The sequence below is a fragment of the Mycobacterium sp. E796 genome (genome assembly GCF_001672815.1).
Lineage (GTDB): Bacteria > Actinomycetota > Actinomycetes > Mycobacteriales > Mycobacteriaceae > Mycobacterium.
The window spans coordinates 1-748 of record NZ_LZKK01000087.1 but is presented as its reverse complement, the minus strand read 5'-3'; the positions used below and the strand labels follow the sequence as shown (position 1 = coordinate 748).

Sequence of the window (748 nt, the reverse complement as noted above, 5' to 3'; positions counted from 1 at the left end):
CCCGCGACAGTCGTTGACCGCGAACAGGGCGCCGTGCCGGCGGGCCGCGTCGGCCAGGATCTCGAGTGCGGCCAGCTCGGCGCGGGCCTCGAGCGGACCGAACCGCTGCTCACCCGCCGAGCCCTTGTCGCGAAGCTGGACGATGTCGACCCCGCCGGCCAGCGCGGCGTCGACCAACTCGGCCAGGTCGCCGCGCTCGCGGCGCGCGTCGGTACACAGATACAGCCTGGCCGCAGCGAGGCGGGTGGACGGTTGGTGCACACCGCGACGCTAGCGCGCTAGCGTGGAACCCGAAGAGCACGGGAGTCCTGGCGACCGGGGACTGAGAGTGGGCGCGCACGCCCTTACCGTCACACCTGATCCGGGTCATGCCGGCGAAGGGAGCAAAGGATGCAAGACTCACTGGCCGTCATCGGCGGCGGTGTCATCGGGCTGTCGGTGGCGCGCCGCGCGGCGCGGGCCGGATGGTCGGTCGTCGTGCACCACACCGGCGAACCGGGTGCATCGTGGGTGGCGGGCGGGATGCTCGCCCCGCACAGCGAGGGTTGGCCCGGCGAAGAACGGTTACTGCGGCTGGGCCTGGAGTCGCTGCGGCTGTGGCGCGAGGGCGGCTTCACCGACGGCTGGCCGCCAGGGGTGATCACCGCCCGCGAGTCGCTGGTGGTGGCCGTCGACCGCGCCGACATCGCCCGCGCGGCCGGCGCCGACATCCTGCACCTGGGCCAGGGGGACCTGCCGCCGGCCATGG

General features: G+C 73.8%; 2 protein-coding genes and 1 riboswitch. Of the genes, one reads left to right on the top strand and one right to left on the bottom strand.

The window, feature by feature from the left end; all coding sequences use genetic code 11:
• Positions 1 to 261 (bottom strand): thiamine phosphate synthase (locus A5706_RS07525; RefSeq protein ID WP_197517777.1); only part of this gene is annotated, 261 nt, incomplete at its 3' end.
• A gap of 28 nt (positions 262 to 289) precedes the next feature.
• Positions 290 to 400, top strand: a riboswitch (TPP riboswitch).
• Between A5706_RS07525 and A5706_RS07520 the strand changes: the two genes are divergently transcribed.
• On the top strand, positions 391 to 748 hold a 358-nt coding region (locus A5706_RS07520; RefSeq protein ID WP_156767005.1), incomplete at its 3' end, for an FAD-dependent oxidoreductase. It overlaps the preceding riboswitch by 10 nt.